General features: G+C 62.7%; 17 protein-coding genes. 4 read left to right on the plus strand and 13 right to left on the minus strand.

Translation table 11 applies throughout. From position 1 onward, the window contains the following. Nucleotides 1–225: 225 nt before the first annotated feature. The 13 genes from QZ497_RS20515 to mtnA form a co-directional block, all read right to left on the minus strand. Nucleotides 226–558: a helix-hairpin-helix domain-containing protein gene (locus QZ497_RS20515; RefSeq protein ID WP_295478876.1), complete on the minus strand. Its 333-nt coding sequence runs from the start codon at nucleotides 556–558 to the stop codon at nucleotides 226–228. Between the two features lie 148 nt (nucleotides 559–706). Beyond that, nucleotides 707–2,704 carry a nucleoside-diphosphate sugar epimerase/dehydratase gene (locus QZ497_RS20520; protein ID WP_295478968.1) on the minus strand — a complete coding sequence of 666 codons (1,998 nt, stop codon included), beginning with the start codon at nucleotides 2,702–2,704 and terminating at the stop codon, nucleotides 707–709. A gap of 116 nt (nucleotides 2,705–2,820) precedes the next feature. Next, complete coding sequence (locus QZ497_RS20525; RefSeq protein WP_295478879.1) at nucleotides 2,821–3,837, minus strand: glycosyltransferase family 4 protein; 1,017 nt, start codon at nucleotides 3,835–3,837, stop codon at nucleotides 2,821–2,823. Continuing rightward, on the minus strand, nucleotides 3,830–4,810 hold the full coding sequence (locus tag QZ497_RS20530; RefSeq protein ID WP_295478970.1) for an SDR family oxidoreductase: 981 nt from the start codon (nucleotides 4,808–4,810) through the stop codon (nucleotides 3,830–3,832). Before QZ497_RS20530 ends, QZ497_RS20525 begins: the two co-directional genes overlap by 8 nt. 504 nt (nucleotides 4,811–5,314) lie before the next feature. Further along, nucleotides 5,315–5,557, minus strand: coding sequence for a LapA family protein (locus QZ497_RS20535; protein ID WP_295478882.1), 243 nt, complete (start codon nucleotides 5,555–5,557; stop codon nucleotides 5,315–5,317). Then, nucleotides 5,558–5,875, minus strand: a complete 318-nt coding sequence (ihfB, locus tag QZ497_RS20540; RefSeq protein WP_295478884.1) for an integration host factor subunit beta — start codon at nucleotides 5,873–5,875, stop codon at nucleotides 5,558–5,560. A gap of 273 nt (nucleotides 5,876–6,148) precedes the next feature. Beyond that, entirely contained in the window at nucleotides 6,149–7,834 is a 1,686-nt protein-coding gene (rpsA, locus tag QZ497_RS20545) for a 30S ribosomal protein S1 (protein WP_295478887.1), read from the minus strand. A 123-nt stretch (nucleotides 7,835–7,957) separates the two neighbouring features. Next, nucleotides 7,958–8,647 carry a (d)CMP kinase gene (gene cmk, locus QZ497_RS20550; RefSeq protein WP_295478890.1) on the minus strand — a complete coding sequence of 230 codons (690 nt, stop codon included), beginning with the start codon at nucleotides 8,645–8,647 and terminating at the stop codon, nucleotides 7,958–7,960. Next, complete coding sequence (locus QZ497_RS20555) at nucleotides 8,644–10,851, minus strand: bifunctional prephenate dehydrogenase/3-phosphoshikimate 1-carboxyvinyltransferase (RefSeq protein WP_295478972.1); 2,208 nt, start codon at nucleotides 10,849–10,851, stop codon at nucleotides 8,644–8,646. Before QZ497_RS20555 ends, cmk begins: the two co-directional genes overlap by 4 nt. A gap of 27 nt (nucleotides 10,852–10,878) precedes the next feature. Next, the gene (gene pheA / locus QZ497_RS20560) at nucleotides 10,879–11,973 is read right to left on the minus strand and encodes a prephenate dehydratase (RefSeq protein WP_295478892.1); all 1,095 of its coding nucleotides are present in this window, start codon (nucleotides 11,971–11,973) and stop codon (nucleotides 10,879–10,881) included. Next, nucleotides 11,973–13,058, minus strand: coding sequence for a 3-phosphoserine/phosphohydroxythreonine transaminase (gene serC, locus QZ497_RS20565; RefSeq protein WP_295478895.1), 1,086 nt, complete (start codon nucleotides 13,056–13,058; stop codon nucleotides 11,973–11,975). Before serC ends, pheA begins: the two co-directional genes overlap by 1 nt. 169 nt (nucleotides 13,059–13,227) lie before the next feature. Beyond that, nucleotides 13,228–15,861, minus strand: coding sequence for a DNA gyrase subunit A (gene gyrA, locus QZ497_RS20570; RefSeq protein ID WP_295478898.1), 2,634 nt, complete (start codon nucleotides 15,859–15,861; stop codon nucleotides 13,228–13,230). A gap of 312 nt (nucleotides 15,862–16,173) precedes the next feature. Further along, entirely contained in the window at nucleotides 16,174–17,250 is a 1,077-nt protein-coding gene (mtnA, locus tag QZ497_RS20575; protein ID WP_295478900.1) for an S-methyl-5-thioribose-1-phosphate isomerase, read from the minus strand. Nucleotides 17,251–17,451: 201 nt separating this feature from the next. On the opposite strand from mtnA, the gene QZ497_RS20580 reads away from it, so the two are divergent. The 4 genes from QZ497_RS20580 (at nucleotide 17,452) to QZ497_RS20595 (ending at nucleotide 20,985) form a co-directional block, all read left to right on the plus strand. Beyond that, complete coding sequence (locus QZ497_RS20580; protein WP_295478905.1) at nucleotides 17,452–18,783, plus strand: TRZ/ATZ family hydrolase; 1,332 nt, start codon at nucleotides 17,452–17,454, stop codon at nucleotides 18,781–18,783. Between the two features lie 76 nt (nucleotides 18,784–18,859). After that, complete coding sequence (gene ubiG, locus QZ497_RS20585) at nucleotides 18,860–19,558, plus strand: bifunctional 2-polyprenyl-6-hydroxyphenol methylase/3-demethylubiquinol 3-O-methyltransferase UbiG (protein WP_295478908.1); 699 nt, start codon at nucleotides 18,860–18,862, stop codon at nucleotides 19,556–19,558. Between the two features lies 1 nt (nucleotide 19,559). Further along, entirely contained in the window at nucleotides 19,560–20,231 is a 672-nt protein-coding gene (mupP, locus tag QZ497_RS20590) for an N-acetylmuramic acid 6-phosphate phosphatase MupP (RefSeq protein WP_295478910.1), read from the plus strand. 13 nt (nucleotides 20,232–20,244) lie between these two features. Further along, nucleotides 20,245–20,985 (plus strand): YciK family oxidoreductase, encoded by a 741-nt coding sequence (locus QZ497_RS20595; RefSeq protein ID WP_295478913.1) that lies wholly within the window; start codon nucleotides 20,245–20,247, stop codon nucleotides 20,983–20,985. Nucleotides 20,986–21,063 lie beyond the last annotated feature (78 nt).

The following is a 21,063-nucleotide window of genomic DNA, read 5'->3' on the forward strand; positions in this document are numbered from 1 at the left end:
AGCACGGAAAGCAAGGTTTATCGGATCAAACGTGCGAAAAACAACGGTTGTACGGGAATTCCAGCGCATGCATTGCAGAAAAATGGCGCGACTTGCGCATCAATGTGCCACCACCTGCAATTTCATTGCTGCCAGCGATAGAGGAACACAGAGGCACGGCGAGCTTTCCATAGCTCACCGTGCCTGGCAGGCATCCATGTCTGCGCTCAACGGCCTGAGGGACGCTTATTCGATAGCCAGCCTGTCGCGGTTCTTGTCCAGCAGGGTCTTGCCGATGCCCTTGACCTCAAGCAGCTCATCGACCGAGGTGAAGTTACCGTTCGCTTCGCGGTAGGCCACGATGGCATTGGCCTTGTTCAGGCCGATGCCCGACAACTCCTTCTGCAGGGTCAGCGCATCCGCCGAATTGATATTGATGCGGGCGTCAGGCGCCTGCATCTCGGTCATGCTGGCCATGATCGGTTCAGGATCCGACATACTGGCCGTGGTGGCGCTAGCAGTGAGAGAGGTACAGGCCACCAGAGCAGCCAGAAGGGAAGAAAACAGCGCATTGCGCATGGTCGATGCTCCTTGGATTGACAAGTCGGTGCGGCAGCGAGGTGCCGCCGCTGAAACTTAGTCCAGGGCACATACCGATTGAAGCGCCGGAACGTATCGGCGCGTGACGCGATAAACGCTTACAAAAACGCCCGTACGACCGGGAAACTCAAGTCTCCTGGCGACGCTCCTGGTGGATCCAGTCGACAATGTCGCCATCCGGGGCGTAACCACTGACCGTATCCCGTAACAACTGCCTGACCGTTTGATAGTCATCATTGTCGACAGCGGCGAGCAGCCGGGTCAGCAGAACCTTGAGGTTTTCCCAGCTCAGGTAGTCTTCGTTGGCACTCATGATCATCGGATGGTCGGTGGCAACCACGTTGTCACCGATCAGCAGCTCTTCATAGAGCTTCTCGCCTGGCCGCAGACCGGTGAACTCGATGGAGATGTCGCCGTGTGGATTCTTGTCCGAGCGGATGCTCAGGCCGGACAGATGGATCATTTTCTCGGCCAGCTCAATGATCCGCACCGGCTCACCCATGTCCAGCACGAACACGTCGCCCCCCTGCCCCATCGAACCGGCCTGGATGACCAGTTGCGCAGCTTCGGGAATGGTCATGAAATAACGGGTGATCTTCGGGTGCGTGACGGTCAGCGGCCCACCGGTCTGGATCTGCTTGTGGAACAGCGGAATCACCGAACCTGACGAACCCAGCACGTTGCCGAAACGGACCATGATGAAGCGCGTCTTGTTGACCTGATAGACATTCGACTGGTCACCGAACATCACCGGCGCCGTCTCCCGACTGAGCGCCTGCAGAATCATCTCGGCAAGGCGCTTGGTGCTGCCCATCACGTTGGTGGGCCGTACGGCCTTGTCGGTGGAGATCAGCACGAAGTTGGCAACCCCGGCCTGCAGTGCCGCCTGGGCCGTATTGAGAGTGCCGACCACGTTGTTCACCACGCCTTCGGCGATATTGTGCTCGACCATTGGCACATGTTTGTAGGCGGCGGCGTGGTAGACGGTATCGACTTTCCAGGTTTTCATCACATCCAGCAGCCGCGGGTGGTTGCGTACCGAACCGAGGATCGGCAGCAGCTTGACCGCCAGCGCTTCGCGGGCGAGGCGTTGCTCCAGTTCGCTGAGGATGGTGTAGAGATTGAATTCGCTGTGATCGAACAACAATAGCGTAGAAGGCTTGAGCAGCAGGATCTGCCGGCACAGCTCGGAGCCGATCGAGCCGCCGGCACCGGTGACCAGCACCGTCTGCCCCTTGATGCAGTGCTCCAGCAGGCTCTCCCGCGCGGGGACCGGGTCACGCCCCAGCAGGTCGGCGATATCCACTTCCTGCAGGTCGTCGACCTTGACCCGTCCTGCCGCCAGGTCCATCACGCCGGGTACACTGCGCACATGCAGCGGAAACCCCTCCAGGTAACCGAGGATTTCGCGCCGTCGGCCACGGGTCGAGGACGGAATCGCCAGGAGAATCTCCTGCGCGCCAGTGACTTCGATCATCCGCTGGATGTGCTTGGGCTTGTAGACCTGCAGGCCGGAAATGATCCGGTTGGAAATCGACTCGTCGTCGTCGATGAAGGCCACCGGACGCATCAGGCGCCCCATTCGCAGTGCAGCGACCAGTTGGTTGCCTGCGGCCCCAGCCCCATAGATGGCAACCTTGCGCAGCCCGTCGTCACGACTGGTGAAGGGCACATGCTGCACGGCAGCGAACCAGTCCCCCAGGAAGTATTGACGCATGGCCAGGCGCAGGCCACCGATCATGACCATGCTCAACCACCAATAGTTGAACATGATGGAGCGCGGTACGATTTGCTGATGATTGCTGTAGGCATACACGACGCAGCCAAGGATCAGCGAAGACAGGGTCACGGCCTTGATGATGGCGATCAACGCGTCGTTGCCGAAATAACGCATCACGGCCCGATACATGCCGAAGCGGATGAACAGCGGAATGCAGACCAGAGGGGCGGCGATGAACAGCCAGGTGAACTTTTCCAGCGGATTGATCAGGTCATCGACACCCAACCGCACCACGAAGGCCATCCACAGGGCGAACCAGACCAGCAGGACGTCGGCCGCGACCTGAATGATCCGCTTTTGGCGGCGCGGCAGCGCCAGCAAAAAAGCCCGTATCTTCTCCATGATGCCTTCGATCAATCCTTGCCACCCTCTTAGATTCATACCGCAACCTACCAAGCCCGTACGGCACACAGGGCAAATTGTTACAATCTATATGAAAAGCCTGGGTCAGCGCAGTTCCTTCATGGCCGTTCAGCCTTTCCCGCATGAAATTTCATCGCCAGCAGCACCAACGGCAGGTAAGCGATCAGGATTCCACTCACCCCATCCAGCCAGCCGACGGATACCGCCAGCGCCCAGGGCATCAGCCACACCATGTTGATCGCCAGCACGGCCAGGGTCACCGGCAAGTGTCTGCCATACCGTCGCGAGGCGTACTGATAGGCATGACTGCGGTGCGCCTCATAGACCTTCTCGCCGCGAAGCAGGCGACGCAGCAAGGTGACAGTGGCATCCACCACGAAAACCCCGAGCAGAATCAGCCAGGCCCAGAAAAGATTTGGCGAGAGCCAACCGGCCTGCAGCGACAGCACGCCCAGCACTAGGCCTAGAAACCCGCTGCCCGCATCGCCCATGAAGATCCGCGCCGGCGGGAAGTTCCAGTACAGAAAACCGGCCACCGCCGCCGCCAGCATCGCGGGCGCCAGAACCTGTTCGCCGGCTCCGGCAAAGGTATGGACCAGGCAGGCGCCGACACAGACACTGACCGCCTCGACACTGGCGATACCGTCGATGCCGTCCATGAAGTTGTACAGATTGAGCATCCATACCAGATAGAACGCCGCCAGCACGCTGCCGAACAGCCCAAGATCGACACGCCACCCGAAGAGGTCCAGCGGCGCCAGACCACCCAGCCACACCAGTGCCCACACAGCCGCCAGAAAATGCCACAGCAGGCGCCAGCGCGCGGCGATATGGCCGTGATCGTCCATGAAGCCGATCACCGCTACCAGCCCGCCAGCGCCAGTAATGGCCATCAACAGATCCGCCGACAGGCGTCCCGTGGCACCCAGACAGGCCGTCGCCAACAGGAACGCCACGACGATGGCCACCCCCCCACCGCGGGGCGTCGGCACCGAATGAGAGCTGCGAGCATTGGGTACGTCCATCAGACTCCTGGCCAGCGCGTAGCGACGCAGCACGGCGGTCAACATCAGGGACAGCAGGGCAAAACCGACAATCCACCACCACTCAAGCATTTCGTTTTGTTTCCAGATAATGGTCGGCGGTTTCCTGCATCGCCTGTTCGACACTCACGGGCGGTGTCCAGCCCAGCTGCTTACGGGTCTTGTCGATATCCACCTGCAGCGAACCGCACAGGCGTTGCGCGAAAGCCCGCTTGCCCAAGGCAATGGCCAGCCCACTTAGCAGCCATGCCGGTATGGGCAACAGACGAGCTGGCCTGCCCAATGCCCTGCCCATCCGTTGTAACAATTGCGTGGTAGAAAGGTCTTCACCGTCGCTGACCAGAAAGGTCTGGTTCGCGGCGGCTGGATGATCGACGCAGGTTACCAGCAGGTCGACGAGGTTGCCCCGTGCCACAAGGCTACGGCGGTTGTGAATCGCACCCAGCGGCATTGGCACCCCCTTGTCCAACCAGCGCAACATGCTCAGAAAATTTGCCTTGACCCCGGGGCCGTAGACCAGCACCGGACGAATGATCACCACCTCCATGCCGGTGCGCAGCGCCAGGTCGCGCAGACCCTGCTCGGCAGCCTGCTTGGACTGTCCATATGCATCGCTGGGCTCACCCACTGCATCAGCCGTGAATGGCGAGCCTGGGCGTGAAAACTCGCCATTGACCTTTATCGAACTTACAAAGACGAAGCGTTTGACACCCGCAGCGGCTGCCCGTTCAGCCAGATTGAGGGTCGCGGCGACATTGGCCTCGAAATACTCGGCTCGAGGATCTGTGCTGGTATCGTGCAGAACATGCACGCGAGCCGCACAGTGGATGATCACGTCGAGGCCCGTCACGAAGGGCTGCCATGCATGATCTGCCGTCAACTGCTGTGCGCTCAGCACCTCGATCGATTTATCAGTCGTATCGTAGCGATCACGAACTGCGACGCGCAGCCGGTGCGTGCTGGTTTGAGCAAGGTGTCTGACCAAGGCATCGCCTACGAACCCCGTAGCCCCCGTAATGCCAATGGACAAGGCGGGGCGTGCCATTTGCTGGGTAGGGTTACACGGGTCTTCGGTCACGTTGGAAACTTTCACTGACAATCAATACGCGAGTCTAACATCAAGGTCCTGTGGCATGTCGGGCTCATTGGGCCCAGGCATTCTCCGCCTGCGCGCTCGGGCTCCCACCCCACCGCACCAAGGAAACCTGCGCACGGCGCAACGCGCGCAAGCGTCGAGGGAGCATTTTGCACCTGTATCGACGGATTTCAAAAAACGAACGTTGAATTCATTTTTCTTCGAATTCGCTACAAACTCCCGATACTTGCTGAGAGATTGTGAGTTTTTCGCGCAACGAGAACGCGCTGCAGAAAATTCTTCGAAGTAAAGCGAAGTTTCCTACGGAAGATGGAAACAACACTTACATAGATAGGATGTGACTCAAGGAGACGCGCCAGGCAAGTCCGCTCAAGTCAGGGCACAAGGAAAGAAGCACAGGACAGATGAGTCCGGGACATCGGCCTTCGGCAGCCCCCACATGACGAGAGAGAATCAGAACTTTGCTGCCGGCCCCCGCGGACGTTTTCTGAGCGTGGCGAACCAGGCGAGCACCGGCCCGATGAGCATGCCAAGCAACAAGGCCAGGATCACGGGAACAGCAATAGAGAGCTCAGGCGCTGACCAGCCAAAGAACACCAATGCGACTGGCTGACGATTCTCGAGGACGAATACGGCAGTTGCAATGACCAACGACAGAATCACCAAACCTGCCAGCACGCTCTTCAACCTGCGCATTCACGCCTCCTTTTCGGCTGCCTGATGAGAAGCCTCATCGTCGTCGTTGACCCGGTCACGCAGCTCCTTGCCGGGCTTGAAGTGAGGCACGAACTTCCCGTCGAGATTGACGGACTGGCCGGTCTTTGGGTTACGCCCAACACGAGGTGCGCGATAGTGCAATGAAAAGCTGCCAAACCCCCGTATTTCGATACGGTCGCCTGTGGCTAGGCACTGGGACATTTGCTCAAGCATGGTCTTGATGGCCAACTCGACATCCTTGGATGAGAGAAGCCCCTGATGGGTGACAATTCGTTCGATCAACTCCGACTTCGTCATGTTTTTCCCTTCTTTTTCAAGCAGCTAGATCAGCGCTTCAGAGGTTTTAGCATGACCGGATGAATTTGAACAGCCTGCATCTTGACTTATGTGAAGCATGCGCGATGCAGCCTATTTCACAGACACAGGCATGGCAGCAGCCGTTCGCCGCCCGCCGGGCTTGCAGCCGTCCCGCTCGCCATGAACAGTGCGGCGAAGCGATGATGAGCAGATGTTTCCAGCGCCCACAAAAAAGGGCGACCGAAGTCGCCCTTTTTCAATGGATCACAGAACTCAGTTCTGCTTTTCCATTTGTGCACGCAGCAGGTCACCGATGGTGGTCGGGCCAGTGCTTTCAGTAGCTTCTGGCTTGTTGCGCAGGCTCTGAATCGCTTCTTTCTCTTCTTCGACGTCTTTCGACTTGATCGACAGGCTGATTACGCGGCTCTTGCGGTCAACGCTGATGATCTTGGCTTCGATCTCTTCGCCTTCCTTCAGGACGTTGCGCGCGTCTTCAACGCGGTCACGGCTGATTTCAGAAGCTTTCAGAGTGGCTTCGATGTCGTCGGCCAGGGTCACGATAGCGCCCTTGGCGTCAACTTCTTTCACGGTACCGCGAACGATAGCGCCTTTGTCGTTGACGTTGACGTACTCGGAGAACGGATCGCTTTCCAGTTGCTTGATACCCAGGGAGATGCGCTCACGCTCTGGGTCAACCGACAGGATGACGGTGTCCAGCTCGTCGCCCTTCTTGAAGCGGCGAACAGCTTCTTCGCCTGGCTCGTTCCAGGAGATGTCGGACAGGTGAACCAGACCGTCGATGCCGCCGTCCAGGCCGATGAAGATACCGAAATCGGTGATCGACTTGATGGTGCCGGAGATGCGGTCGCCCTTGTTGAACTGGCCAGAGAAGTCTTCCCATGGGTTCGACTTGCACTGCTTGATGCCCAGGGAGATACGACGACGCTCTTCGTCGATGTCCAGAACCATGACTTCCACTTCGTCGCCAACCTGAACGACTTTGGATGGGTGGATGTTCTTGTTGGTCCAGTCCATTTCGGAAACGTGTACCAGGCCTTCCACGCCTTCTTCCAGCTCAGCGAAGCAGCCGTAGTCGGTCAGGTTGGTAACGCGTGCAGTCACGCGGGTACCTTCTGGGTAACGAGCCTTGATAGCAACCCATGGGTCTTCGCCCAGTTGCTTCAGACCCAGGGAAACGCGGTTGCGCTCGCGGTCGTACTTCAGGACCTTCACATCGATCTCGTCGCCAACATTGACGATTTCCGATGGGTGCTTGATGCGCTTCCAGGCCATGTCGGTGATATGCAGCAGGCCATCGACGCCGCCCAGGTCCACGAATGCACCGTAGTCGGTGAGGTTCTTGACGATACCCTTGACCTGTTGACCTTCCTGCAGGGATTCCAGCAGGGCTTCGCGCTCGGCGCTGTTCTCGGCTTCCAGGACACTGCGACGGGAAACGACAACGTTGTTGCGCTTCTGGTCCAGCTTGATGACCTTGAACTCGAGCTCTTTGCCTTCGAGGTGGGTAGTGTCGCGAACCGGACGAACGTCGACCAGCGAACCCGGCAGGAATGCACGGATGCCGTTGACGTCGACGGTGAAACCGCCCTTGACCTTGCCGTTGATGACGCCCTTGACCACTTCTTCGGCGGCGAAAGCTGCTTCCAGAACAATCCAGCACTCGGCGCGCTTGGCTTTCTCGCGGGACAGCTTGGTTTCGCCAAAGCCGTCTTCGACCGCGTCCAGCGCAACGTGCACTTCGTCACCGACCTTGATGGTCAGCTCGCCAGCATCGTTGTAGAACTGCTCGAGCGGGATGACGCCCTCGGACTTCAGACCAGCGTGTACGGTTACCCAGTCACCGTCGATGTCGACGACGATACCGGTAATGATTGCGCCTGGCTGAAGGTTCAGGGTTTTCAGGCTTTCTTCAAAAAGTTCTGCAAAGCTTTCGCTCATTTTAATTCCTGTGTGATCAAGGGCGAAGAATACGCCCATCTGCCACGTTCCAGACCACGTGGGTTTCGTTCATGTAAAAGGAAGCCTGCAGGATGCTGTCTGGTCTCCCGCATGGCTCCTTGATCATCCGGCGAGATCGCGCAGGGCGACTTCACTCAGGATGCGTTGCAACACCTGCTCGATGGACAACTCGGTGGAATCCAGCTGAATGGCGTCTTGCGCCGGCTTGAGCGGAGCGACCGCTCGCTGGGTGTCGCGTTCGTCACGGACACGTATCTCATCTAGCAGACTCGACAGACTAACATCATCGCCCTTGGCCTTCAACTGCAGGTAGCGACGACGAGCGCGCTCCTCGGCACTGGCGGTCAGGAAGATTTTCAGCGGTGCATCGGGAAACACCACGGTGCCCATGTCGCGGCCATCTGCCACCAGACCGGGTTCTTCCTGGAAGGCGCGCTGACGCTGCAGCAGGGCATCGCGCACCGCCGGCAGCGAGGCCACCTGGGAAGCGCCGCTGCCCACGTGTTCGTTACGGATCGCGTGGGTCACATCTTCGCCTTCGAGAATGATGCGCTGGCCCTGGCCCTTCTCACCCGCCTCGAACTGCACGTCCAGATGGGCAGCGAGCAGCTTGAGCGCTTCTTCGTTGGTCAGGTCGACACCATGATTGCTCGCGGCGAAGGCCAGCAGGCGATACAGCGCACCGGAATCGAGCAGGCCCCAGCCCAGCTGGGTGGCCAGCAGACCGGCGATAGTGCCCTTGCCCGAACCGCTGGGTCCGTCGATGGTGATGACTGGTGCTTTGATTTTCACGATTGTTCCTCTTGTGCGACGGACAGACCGACTTGAGCGCACAGCGCCAGGAAATTGGGGAAGGATGTCGCGACATTGGCACAGTCGCGGATCCGGATCGGTGCCTCGGCCCGCAGGGCCGCGACACTGAAAGCCATGGCGATGCGATGATCGCCACGCGCGTCGAGATCGCCGCCTGACAACGCACCACCCTCGATGCTGATGCCGTCGGCCGTGGCTTCGGCCTTGACCCCGAGCGCTTGCAAACCTTCGGCCATGATCTGGATGCGATCGCCGTCACGGCCACGCAGATGCCCGGCACCGCGCAGCACGGTGCGTCCACGGGCACAGGCTGCAGCAACGAAGAGCGCGGGGAGTTCGTCGAGTGCCAGCGGCACCAGCGCTTCCGGCACCTCGATGCCGGAAAGCGGCGCCGCACGCACGCGCAGGTCGGCCACCGGCTCGCCACCGACCTGCCGACGCTTCTCCAGGACGATATCGGCGCCCATCAGGCGCAGAATGTCGAGGATCCCGGTACGCCCCGGATTGATCCCGACATGTTCGAGCAGCAGTTCAGAGCCCTCGGCGATGCTGGCCGCCACCAGGAAGAACGCCGCCGAGGAAATGTCTGCCGGCACGGCGATGCGCGTGCCGCGCAGGCAATGGCCCGACTCCAGACTGACCCGCCCGTCACCGCGTTCGATGGGGTAACCGAAGCCTTCGAGCAACCGTTCGGTATGGTCACGGGTCGCCACCGGCTCGATCACTGTGGTCCGACCTTCGGCATAGAGCCCGGCCAGCAACAGGCAGGATTTGACCTGGGCGCTGGCGGCCGGCGCCTCGTAGAGCTGCCCGACCAGGGACCGACCACCGCGCAAGGTCAGCGGTGGACAGCCTTCGCCAGCCGTCTCTACGCCTGCGCCCATGGCCCGCAACGGGCCGGCAACCGCACTCATCGAGCGCCGCGACAGCATCGCATTGCCGGTCAGGGTACTGTCGAAACTCTGCGCCGCCAGCAAACCGGCCAGCAGACGCATGGAGGTCCCCGAGCTGCCCAGGTAGATCGGACCTGGGGCGGACTTGAGGCCGTGCAGGCCCACACCATGGATGGTCACCCGGCCATGCTGCGGCCCCTCGATGACCACCCCCATGTCGCGAAACGCCTGCAGCGTCGCCAGGGCATCCTCGCCTTCGAGCAGACCGTCGATCTCGGTCGTGCCCTCGGCCAGCGAACCGAGAATGATCGCTCGGTGCGAAATCGACTTGTCGCCCGGCACGCGGATGCTGCCCCGCAGCGCACCAGCGGGGCTGGCCACGAAGCTCAGGTTGGCGGTCACCGGCGGCTCGACATAGGCACGCCGCGCAAGAATCTTGCCGAAGTGCTCGCGCGCCATGCGCGCACGGGTGAAGACACCCAGCAACTGATGGCCATCGCCAGCCTCGACCGCTTCGCGCAGGGCATCAAGGTCGCTGCGGTAGGTGTCCAGGGTGCGTAGCACCGCCTCGCGGTTGGCCAGGAAGATGTCGTGCCACATCACCGGGTCGCTGCCGGCGATGCGGGTGAAGTCACGGAAACCGCCCGCCGCATAGCGGAAGATCTCCAGGTTCTCGTTGCGCTTGGCCAGCGAGTCGACCAGGTTGAAAGCCAGCAGGTGCGGCAGATGACTGGTCGCTGCCAGCACCTCGTCGTGACGCTCCACACGCATGTGCTCGACATCCGCGCCCAGCGCCGCCCACAGACGATGCACCACACTCAGCGCATCGTCGTCGGTTTCCGGCAACGGTGTGAGGATGACCTTGTGACGACGGAACAACTCGGCGTTGGACGCCTCTACCCCGCTCTGCTCGGAGCCGGCAATGGGATGGCCCGGTACGAAACGCGGCGGCATGGCGCCGAACGCTTGGCACGCAGCGCGCACCACGTTGCCCTTGGCGCTGCCGACATCGGTGAGAATGGCATTGCCCAGGTCCAGCAGTGCCAGACGCGCCAGGACTTTCTCCATGGCCAGGATCGGCACCGCCAGCTGAATCACATCGGCGCCCTGGCAGGCCACGGCGAGGTCTTCCTCGCAGCGGTCGACCACCCCCAGCGCCACGGCCTGGCGGCGTGACAGGGGGTCGAGATCAACCCCCACCACCTCGCGGCACAGACCGCTCTCGCGGATACCCTTGGCGAACGAGCCGCCGATCAGACCCAGGCCGACCACCACCAGGCGGCCGACCAACGGCGCTGCGTTATTCAAGGCCATGCCTTACAGCACCGCTTTGGGGTAGGAGCCCAGCACTTTCAGCGCCACGGCTTCCTGGCGAATCCTCTCCAGCACGGCCTTGACCAGCGGGTCCTGGTGGTGACCCACGAAATCGATGAAGAACACGTAGGTCCATTTGCCGCTGCGCGATGGACGGGTCTCGATGCGCGTCAGGTCCAGGCCGTTCTCATGGAACGGCACCAGCAGCTCGTGCAATGCACCGGGCTTGTTGCTCATGGAGACGATGATCGAGGTCTTGTCGTCGCCGGTCGGCGGCACCTCCTGATTACCGATGATCAGGAAACGCGTGGAGTTGTCCGGGCGATCCTCGATCTTCTCTGCCAGTCGGGTCAGACCGTAGAGGTTGGCCGCCATGTCCCCGGCGATGGCCGCCGAGTTCCACTCGCTCTTCACCCGCTTGGCGGCGTCGGCATTGCTGGCGACGGCCACGCGCTCGACGTTCGGGTAATGCGCGTCGAGCCACTTGCGGCACTGCGCCAGCGACTGGGCATGGGAGTAGATGCGGGTAATGTTCTGGGTCTTGGTGCTCTCGCCCACCAGCAGATGGTGGTGGATGCGCAGCTCGACTTCGCCACAGATGACCATGTCGTGCTCGAGGAAGCTGTCCAGAGTGTGGTTCACCGCCCCCTCGGTGGAGTTCTCCACCGGCACCACGCCGAAGTTCACCGCACCGGCGACCACTTCACGGAATACTTCGTCGATGGCCGCCATCGGGCGGCTGACCACCGCGTGACCGAAGTGCTTCATGGCCGCCGCCTGGGTGAAGGTGCCCTCAGGGCCGAGGTAGGCCACGTTGAGTGGCTGCTCCAGGGCCAGGCAGGACGACATCACCTCACGGAACAGGCGCGCCATCTCTTCGTTGCTCAATGGGCCACGATTGCGCTCCATGACCCGCTTGAGCACCTGCGCCTCACGCTCAGGCCGGTAGAACACCGGTTCCTCGCCCTCGGCCAGCGAAGCCATCTTGACCCGCGCCACGTCCTGGGCGCAGCGCGCGCGCTCACTGATCAGTTCCTGAATCTTCTCGTCGAGGGCGTCGATTCGTACGCGCAGCGCCTTGAGTTCCTGGTCGGACATCAGCCGTGCTCCTTCTCGAAGTCTTTCATGTAGGCCACCAGTGCATTCACGGCATCCAGACCGACGGCGTTGTAGATCGAGGCACGCATGCCACCGACCGAACGGTGACCCTTGAGGTTGAGCAGGCCATTGGCCTCGGCACCGGCCAGGAACGGTTTGTCCAGGCGGTCATCAGCCAGGCGGAACGGCACGTTCATCCACGAGCGGTCGGCCTTGGCGATCGGGTTGTTGTACAGCGCGCTGGCGTCGATGTAGTCGTACAGGGTGCGCTGCTTGAGTTCGTTGACCTTGGCCATGGCCTCGACACCACCCTGCTCCTTGAGCCACTCGAAGACCAGGCCCGACAGGTACCAGGCCAGGGTCGGCGGGGTGTTGTACATCGAGCCGTTATCGGCAGCGACCTTGTAATTGAGCATGGTCGGGCACAGGGCACGAGCGTGGCCCAGCAGGTCTTCGCGGATGATCACCACGACGATGCCGCTGGGGCCGATGTTCTTCTGCGCACCGGCGTAGATCATGCCGAAACGGGAAATGTCCACGGGGCGCGAGAGGATGTCCGAGGACATGTCGGCCACCAGCGGGATATCACCGGTGTCCGGCACCCAGTTGAATTCCAGGCCACCGATGGTTTCGTTGGGCGCGTAATGCACATAGGCCGCGTTCTTCGAGAGCGTCCACTGGTCCTGGGTCGGAATCGCGAAATAGTCGTAGGGCTTGGCCGTGGCAGCCAGATTGACCTTGCCATAGCGCGCCGCTTCTTCCATGGCCTTGTGCGACCAGATGCCGGTGTCGATGTAGTCGGCTTCGCCGTTTTCCGGCAACAGGTTCAGCGGAATCTGGGCGAACTGCTGGCTGGCGCCGCCTTGCAGGAACAGCACCTTGTAGTTGGACGGGATATTCAGCAGGTCACGGAAATCCTGCTCAGCCTTGTTGGCGATGGAAACGAACTCGTCGCTGCGGTGGCTCATTTCCATGACCGACAGGCCTTTGCCTTGCCAGTCCAGCAGCTCGGCCTGGGCGCGCAACAGGACAGCTTCAGGGAGCGCAGCTGGACCTGCGCAGAAGTTAAAGGCTCGCTTGCTCATATCCACTCTCGTCAAATGCGTTGGTCTGTTCGCGCTGTATCGCAAGCCGGTCGGCGCGGTGTTGCCTGCCAACCAGCGGAAAATCCGGGGCCGACAAAGCGCCCCGCTGAAAAGCAGCGGGGGCTGGCACGCTCGTCACCGGCGTACCTGCCCCCGTCGGTCGCATCACTCAGTCCACGGACTCGTCGTCGCCCGTCGCCTCGGCGGACGGCTCGTCCTGCGCATCGTCGGCTTCGGCCGACTCGTCGTCGAGGATGTCATCGTCGCTTTCCGAAGGCTCCTGCACCCGCTCCAGGCCCACCAGCTTTTCATCGCTGGCCAGCTTGATGAGGGTCACACCCTGGGTGTTACGGCCCAGGCTCGACACTTCGTCGACACGGGTACGCACCAGGGTGCCCTGGTCGGAAATCAGCATGATCTCCTCACCGTCGAGCACTTGGATCGCGCCGACCAGACGGCCGTTACGCTCGTTGCTGACCATGGCGATGACGCCCTGGCCGCCGCGCTTGTACTCGGGGAACTCGTCGATCGCCGTGCGCTTGCCATAGCCGCGCTCGGAAGCGGTGAGGATCTGGCTGCCCTCCTCCGGGATCAGCATGGAGATCAGCTTCTGCCCTTCAGCCAGGCGCATGCCACGCACACCGCGCGCGGTACGGCCCATGGCACGCACTTCGTTCTCGTTGAAGCGAGTCACCTTGCCACCGTCGGAGAACAGCATGACCTCGCGGTTGCCGTCGGTGATCGCGGCGCGGATCAGCACGTCGCCCTCGTCCAGTTCCAAGGCGATCAGGCCCACGCTGCGCTGACGGCTGAACTGCTCGAGCGGGGTTTTCTTCACGGTGCCGTTGGCGGTGGCCATGAAGATGTAGTGACCTTCGGTGTACTCCTCTACCGGCAGCATGGTGGTGATGTACTCACCCTCGTCCAGCGGCAGCAGGTTGACCAGCGGACGACCACGTGCGGCGCGTGACGCCTCGGGAATCTCGTAGGTCTTGAGCCAGTACACCTTGCCCTTGCTGGAGAACATCAGCAGCGTGGTGTGGCTGTTGGCGACCAGCAGGTGCGAAATGTAGTCCTCGTCCTTCATGCCGGTCGCCGACTTGCCCTTGCCGCCGCGACGCTGGGCCTGGTAGGCAGTCAGCGGCTGGGTCTTGGCGTAGCCACTGTGCGAGATGGTCACCACGCGGTCTTCCTCGGTGATCAGGTCACCCAGGGTCAGGTCAGCGGTGGATTCGACGATCTCGGTGCGGCGCGCGTCGCCGTATTCGGCGCGGATCAGCTCCAGCTCTTCGCGGATCACTTCCATCAGGCGCGTGGCGCTGTTGAGGATGCGGATCAGCTCGCCGATCTGGTTGAGGATCTCCTGGTACTCGCCCAGCAGCTTCTCGTGCTCCAGGCCGGTCAGGCGGTGCAGGCGCAGGTCGAGAATCGCCTGAGCCTGCTCTGGCGACAGGAAGTACTTGCCGTCACGCAGGCCGTACTGCGGGTCGAGGTTTTCCGGGCGGCAGGCGTCGGCGCCGGCGCGCTCGACCATTTCCATGACAGCGCTGGATTCCCACGGGGTGTTGATCAGCCCTTCCTTGGCCTCGGCCGGCGACGGCGAAGCCTTGATCAACGCGATGACCGGGTCGATGTTCGACAGCGCCACCGCCTGGCCTTCGAGGATGTGCCCGCGCTCGCGCGCCTTGCGCAGTTCGAACACGGTACGCCGGGTGACCACTTCGCGACGGTGGCGAATGAAGGCTTCCAGCAGGTCCTTGAGGTTGAGGATGCGCGGACGACCGTCGACCAGGGCCACGATGTTGATGCCGAACACGCTCTGCAGCTGGGTCTGGGCGTAGAGGTTGTTGAGAATCACCTCCGGCACTTCACCACGGCGCAGCTCGATCACCACGCGCATGCCTTCCTTGTCGGATTCGTCACGCAGCTCGGTGATGCCTTCCAGGCGCTTTTCCTTGACCAGCTCGGCGATCTTCTCGATCAGCCGGGCCTTGTTCAGCTGATAGGGCAGCTCGGTGATGACGATCTGCTGGCGGCCACCGACCTTGTCGATGTCCTCGACCTTGGAACGCGCACGCATGTAGATGCGCCCACGACCGGTGCGATAGGCCTCGATGATGCCGGCACGGCCATTGATCACGCCGGCGGTCGGGAAGTCCGGGCCGGGGATGTACTGCATCAGGTCATCAACCGACAGCTCGGGGTTGTCGATCAGCGCCAGGCAGCCGTCGATGACCTCACCCAGGTTGTGCGGCGGGATGTTGGTCGCCATGCCCACGGCGATACCGCTGGAACCGTTGACCAGCAGGTTGGGGATCTTGGTCGGCATGACAGCCGGGATCAGCTCGGTGCCGTCGTAGTTGGGCACCCAGTCGACGGTTTCCTTGTGCAGGTCGGCCAGCAGCTCGTGAGCCAACTTGGTCATGCGTACTTCGGTGTATCGCATCGCAGCGGCGTTGTCGCCGTCGACCGAACCGAAGTTGCCCTGGCCATCGACCAGCAGATAGCGCAGCGAGAACGGCTGCGCCATACGCACGATGGTGTCGTAGACAGCGGTGTCACCGTGAGGGTGGTACTTACCGATCACGTCACCGACCACACGGGCGGATTTCTTGTACGGTTTGTTCCAGTCGTTGCCCAGCTCGCTCATCGCATAGAGCACACGCCGGTGCACGGGCTTCAGGCCATCGCGTGCATCCGGCAGTGCCCGGCCGACGATTACGCTCATGGCGTAGTCGAGGTAGGACTGTTTCAGCTCGTCTTCGATATTGACCGGGAGAATTTCTTTGGCCAGTTCACCCATGAGAAGCCTGATTCCTTTTTCTGGTGAAACCCCGCCGCTCCATGCGGAACGACCAAGGCTCGCCGCCCGTGGCACCGACCAGAGGCGACGTACGACAAATCAACGGGTTACGCCATGGATCTGCGCAGTGAGAGGGACTGCGATCAGCGCCCCTGAAAACCGCCGGATGTTACCACAATCGCCGCTACGCTCACATCCCTTGCAAGCAATGGCTCTGAGCCGCTCGCCCGCCGCGCCCGCCAGACGCGCTCTCAGAGCCGCCCAGCGGCATGACCATCTGCCCCACCCCTGCCGACGAACGGCCTGCTCGGGTCAGTGCAGGTGCTTGCGGCTCATCAGTTGCGCCAGGCGCGCGGTGTCGGGGCGTTCGACGATGCCCTTCTCCGTGACGATGGCGTCGATCAGGTCCGCCGGAGTGATGTCGAACACCGGGTTGAACGCGCCCGCCTCGGCCGCCAGAGGCTGCCCGCCAAGGTCGAGCAACTCGCGGACATCGCGCTCTTCAAGGAGAATGTCGTCGCCGCTGTCGGTGTCCATGTCGATGCTCGAACTGGGCGCCACGACCATGAAGCGCACCGCATGGTGCATGGCGGCAACGGCCAGCTGATAGGTGCCGATCTTGCCGGCCACATCGCCATTGGCAGCGATACGGTCGGCGCCGACGATCACCCAGGTGATGCCTTTGGTGCGCATCATGTGGGCGGCTGCCGAGTCGGCGATCACGCTGACCGGAATGTTCTCGTGCAGCAACTCCCAGGCCGTGAGCCGCGACCCCTGCAGCCAGGGCCGGGTTTCATCGGCATAGACGTGTTCGACCATGCCTTCCAGATGCGCCGCACGGATCACCCCCAGCGCCGTGCCAAAACCTCCGGTGGCCAGCGCCCCGGCATTGCCGTGGGTGAGTACCGTCTGCAGATTGCCCTGGTGCTTGCGAATCAGCTCGGCGCCCAGCTGCGCCATGGTCAGGTTGGCTTCACGGTCGGACAGGTGAATGGCCGCCGCCTCGGCCTCCAGAGCCCGCAGCGGATCTTCGCCGCTCTTCAGGCGTTGCAGGCGCTCGCGCATGCGGTTCAGCGCCCAGCACAGGTTCGCGGCGGTCGGGCGCGCAGCGGCCAGCACGGCAAAGTCCGCCTCCAGCGCTGCCCGCCAGTCACCGCCCTGGGCATGTCGGGCACGTGCCGCAAGGACCACGCCATAGGCCGCACTCACCCCAATGGCCTGCGCGCCGCGCACCACCATGCCGGCGATGGCCTCGGCCACCGCCGCGGCAGTACCACAGGCCAGCCAGCTCTCCTGCCGCGGCAAGGCCCGCTGATCGAGCAGATATAGAGCGTCTTCCCGCCAATCGATGGCTTTCACTTTCTCAGCTGCCAGCAATTGCTCGCGCATCGCCCACTCCATCTTCAACAATCCAAGGCCTGAATCAAAAAGCGGTCGATTATAACGAGCCGACCACCGGGACGCTCGGGTATACTTCGCCACCACCCTCGCGGCGGAACGATGCAAGGCCGGGGCCACATTCCCAACGGCCTGCCAGGCGCATCCACACTGCCGTTCCGCCCACCGCGCACATGCTCCGGAAGCCCGCTCATGCCCACACCCGCCGCCCCCCTAGACCTGCTGCTGCTGCCGCAATGGCTGGTGCCGGTCGAGCCAGCGGGCGTGGTGCTGCGCGACCACGGCATCGGCATTCGCGACGGCCGCATCGCCTGGATCGGCCCGCGCAGCGAGGCCTCACGCCTGGTCAGCCAGGTCGTGCGCGAGCTGCCCGGCATGCTGCTCGCCCCCGGCCTGATCAACGCCCATGGCCACGCCGCCATGACGCTGTTCCGTGGCCTGGCCGACGACCTGCCGCTGATGACCTGGCTGCAGGAGCACATCTGGCCCGCCGAAGGCCGCTGGGTCGATGAAGCCTTCGTGCGCGACGGGACCGACCTGGCCATCGCCGAGCAGCTCAAGGGTGGCATCACCTGCTTCTCCGACATGTACTTCTACCCCAAAGTGGCCGCCGAGCGCGTGCACAACAGCGGCATGCGCGCGCAAATCTGCGTACCCGTGCTGGATTTTCCGGTGCCGGGTGCGCGCAATGTCGACGAAGCCCTGCATGTCGGCATTGAGCTGTTCAACGACCTGGCGCACCACCCGCGCATCCAGGTGGCCTTCGGGCCGCATGCGCCGTACACGGTGAACGACGAAAATCTCGAGCGCGTGCGAGTCATCGCCGATGAACTCGACGCGCCGATCCACATGCACATCCATGAAACCGCCGGCGAAGTCGAACAGGCCGTGCAACAGCAGGGCCAACGACCGCTGGCCCGCCTGCAGCGCCTGGGTCTTCTGGGGCCGCGCCTGCAGGCCGTGCACATGACCCAGATCAGCGATGACGACCTGGCACTGCTGGTAGAAAGCAACACCAGTGTCATTCATTGCCCCGAATCCAATCTCAAGCTGGCCAGCGGCTTCTGCCCGGTCGAGCGCCTGTGGCAGGCTGGCGTGAACGTCGCGGTCGGCACCGATGGCGCGGCCAGCAACAATGACCTGGACCTGCTGGGCGAAACCCGCACCGCCGCGCTGCTGGCCAAGGCGGTCGCCGGCTCCGCAGGCGCCCTGGATGCTCATCGCGCGCTGCGCATGGCCACGCTCAACGGCGCCCGGGCACTGGGCATCCAGCAGGACACCGGCTCGCTGGAAATCGGCAAGGCCGCCGACATGGTCGCCTTCGACCTGAGCGGCCTGGCCGTGCAACCTGTCTATGATCCGGTGTCACAATTGATCTATGCCTGTGGCCGCGACTGCGTGCGCCACGTGTGGGTCGCCGGCAAGCCATTGCTCGACGATGGCCGCCTGACCCGCCTGGACGAACAGGCCCTGCGCGACACCGCCATGGCCTGGGGCCGGCGAATCGCCGGCCAGCCCGAATGATGCACCGGCGACCGCCAGCCACGGCTTGCCGCCGGGCGCCGGACCACACCGAATTCTGAGTTCAAGAGGGATATCCATGAGCAACGTCGACCGCGCCGAAATCGCCAAATTCGAGGCCCTGGCCCATCGCTGGTGGGACCGTGAAAGCGAATTCAAACCCCTGCACGACATCAACCCGCTGCGCGTCAACTGGATCGACGAACGCGTCGGCCTGGCCGGCAAGAAAGTCCTCGACGTCGGCTGCGGCGGCGGCATCCTCAGCGAGGCCATGGCCCTGCGCGGCGCCACCGTCACCGGCATCGACATGGGTGAGGCGCCGCTGGCCGTGGCCCAGCTGCACCAGTTGGAATCGGGCGTCGAAGTCGAATACCGGCAGACCACCGCCGAAGACATGGCCAAGGAAATGCCCGAGCAGTTCGATGTGGTCACCTGCCTGGAGATGCTCGAACACGTCCCGGATCCGTCCTCGGTGATCGCCGCCTGCTGCCGCATGGTCAAGCCCGGCGGCCAGGTATTCTTCTCCACCATCAACCGCAACCCCAAGGCGTACCTGTTCGCCATCGTCGGCGCCGAGTACATCCTCAACATGCTTCCGCGCGGCACCCACGACTTCAAGAAATTCATCCGCCCCTCCGAGCTGGGCGCCTGGAGCCGTGCGGCCGGCCTGCAGGTCAAGGACATCATCGGCCTGACCTACAACCCGCTGACCAAGCACTACAAGCTGGCGGCCGACGTGGACGTCAACTACATGATCCAGACCGTCAAGGAGGCCTGACATGCGCCTGAGAGCGGTCCTGTTCGACATGGACGGTACTCTGCTGGATACCGCACCGGACTTCATCGCCGTCTGCCAGGCGATGCGCGCCGAACGCGGCTTCCCGCCGGTCGCCGACAAACTGATCCGCGACGAGATTTCCGGTGGCGCCAAGGCCATGGTCGCCGCCACCTTCGCGATGTCGCCAAACGCGCCGGAATTCGAGGCCCTGCGCCTGGAGTTCCTGGAGCGCTATCAACAGGCCTGTGCCGTGCATACCCACCTGTTCGATGGCATGGCCGAACTGCTCGCCGACATCGAGAAAGCCGGGCTGATCTGGGGCGTGGTGACCAACAAGCCGCTGCGCTTCGCCGAGCCGATCATGCAGCAGCTCGGTCTGGCCGAGCGTTCGGCGCTGCTGATCTGCCCAGACCACGTGACCCACAGCAAGCCGCACCCGGAGCCGTTGATCCTGGCTTGCAGCCGTCTCGACCTGGACCCGGCCAGCGTGCTGTTCGTCGGCGACGACCTGCGCGACATCGAGTCGGGCCGCGACGCCGGCACGCGCACGGCCGCCGTGCGCTACGGCTACATCCACCCCAACGACAATCCCGGCCACTGGGGTGCCGACGTAGTGGTCGATCATCCGCTGGAGCTGCGCCAGGTGCTCGACAACGCCCTGTGCAGCTGCTGAAGGAGGCCCTGCCATGTTCGATTACAGCGCACGCCCCGGTCTGCTCGAAGGCCGGGTGATCCTGGTGACCGGCGCCGCACGCGGTATCGGCGCCGCCGCCGCGAAGACCTACGCCGCACATGGCGCCACCGTGCTGCTACTGGGCCGCACCGAAGCCAGCCTGGCGCAGGTCTACGATGACATCGAAGCCGCCGGCCACCCGCGTCCGGCGGTCATTCCGTTCAACCTGGAAACCGCCCTGCCGCATCAGTACGACGAACTGGCGGCCATGCTCGAAGGCGAGTTCGGCCGGCTCGACGGCCTGCTGCACAACGCCTCGATCATCGGCCCGCGCACCCCACTGGATCAGTTGTCCGGTGAAAACTTCATGCGCGTGATGCACGTCAACGTCAACGCCATGTTCATGCTCACCCAGGCTCTGCTGCCGCTGCTCAAATGCTCCAACGATGCCTCGGTGGTGTTCACCTCCAGCAGCGTGGGCCGCAAGGGTCGCGCCTACTGGGGCGCCTACGGGGTCTCCAAGTTCGCCACCGAAGGGCTGATGCAGACCCTGGCCGATGAACTGGACGGCGTCGCGCCGGTGCGCGCCAACAGCATCAACCCCGGCGGCACCCGCACCAGCATGCGTGCCCAGGCCTACCCGGCGGAAAATCCACAGGACGTCCCGGCACCCGAGGAGATCATGCCGGTGTACCTGTATCTCATGGGGCCGGACAGCGCCGGCGTCAACGGCCAGGCCTTCAACGCCCAGTAACCGGAGTGTGCGGGACGTCACATTGGCGGGCGAAATACCTGCCTGTGGCGCCCGCTTCTGGTAAAAAGTCGCCCACGT

The organism is uncultured Pseudomonas sp., from assembly GCF_913777995.1.
Lineage (GTDB): Bacteria > Pseudomonadota > Gammaproteobacteria > Pseudomonadales > Pseudomonadaceae > Aquipseudomonas.

Bases quoted from the DNA above. Each gene is read 5' to 3' on its own strand.
- pheA (WP_295478892.1), bottom strand. From the start codon at position 11,973: ATGTCCGACCAGGAACTCAAGGCGCTGCGCGTACGAATCGACGCCCTC.
- QZ497_RS20595 (WP_295478913.1), top strand. From the start codon at position 20,245: ATGTTCGATTACAGCGCACGCCCCGGTCTGCTCGAAGGCCGGGTGATC.
- QZ497_RS20515 (WP_295478876.1), bottom strand. From the start codon at position 558: ATGCGCAATGCGCTGTTTTCTTCCCTTCTGGCTGCTCTGGTGGCCTGT.
- QZ497_RS20535 (WP_295478882.1), bottom strand. From the start codon at position 5,557: ATGCGCAGGTTGAAGAGCGTGCTGGCAGGTTTGGTGATTCTGTCGTTG.
- ihfB (WP_295478884.1), bottom strand. From the start codon at position 5,875: ATGACGAAGTCGGAGTTGATCGAACGAATTGTCACCCATCAGGGGCTT.
- rpsA (WP_295478887.1), bottom strand. From the start codon at position 7,834: ATGAGCGAAAGCTTTGCAGAACTTTTTGAAGAAAGCCTGAAAACCCTG.
- gyrA (WP_295478898.1), bottom strand. From the start codon at position 15,861: ATGGGTGAACTGGCCAAAGAAATTCTCCCGGTCAATATCGAAGACGAG.
- serC (WP_295478895.1), bottom strand. From the start codon at position 13,058: ATGAGCAAGCGAGCCTTTAACTTCTGCGCAGGTCCAGCTGCGCTCCCT.
- QZ497_RS20525 (WP_295478879.1), bottom strand. From the start codon at position 3,837: ATGCTTGAGTGGTGGTGGATTGTCGGTTTTGCCCTGCTGTCCCTGATG.
- mtnA (WP_295478900.1), bottom strand. From the start codon at position 17,250: ATGCGCGAGCAATTGCTGGCAGCTGAGAAAGTGAAAGCCATCGATTGG.
- QZ497_RS20580 (WP_295478905.1), top strand. From the start codon at position 17,452: ATGCCCACACCCGCCGCCCCCCTAGACCTGCTGCTGCTGCCGCAATGG.
- ubiG (WP_295478908.1), top strand. From the start codon at position 18,860: ATGAGCAACGTCGACCGCGCCGAAATCGCCAAATTCGAGGCCCTGGCC.
- mupP (WP_295478910.1), top strand. From the start codon at position 19,560: ATGCGCCTGAGAGCGGTCCTGTTCGACATGGACGGTACTCTGCTGGAT.
- QZ497_RS20530 (WP_295478970.1), bottom strand. From the start codon at position 4,810: ATGGCACGCCCCGCCTTGTCCATTGGCATTACGGGGGCTACGGGGTTC.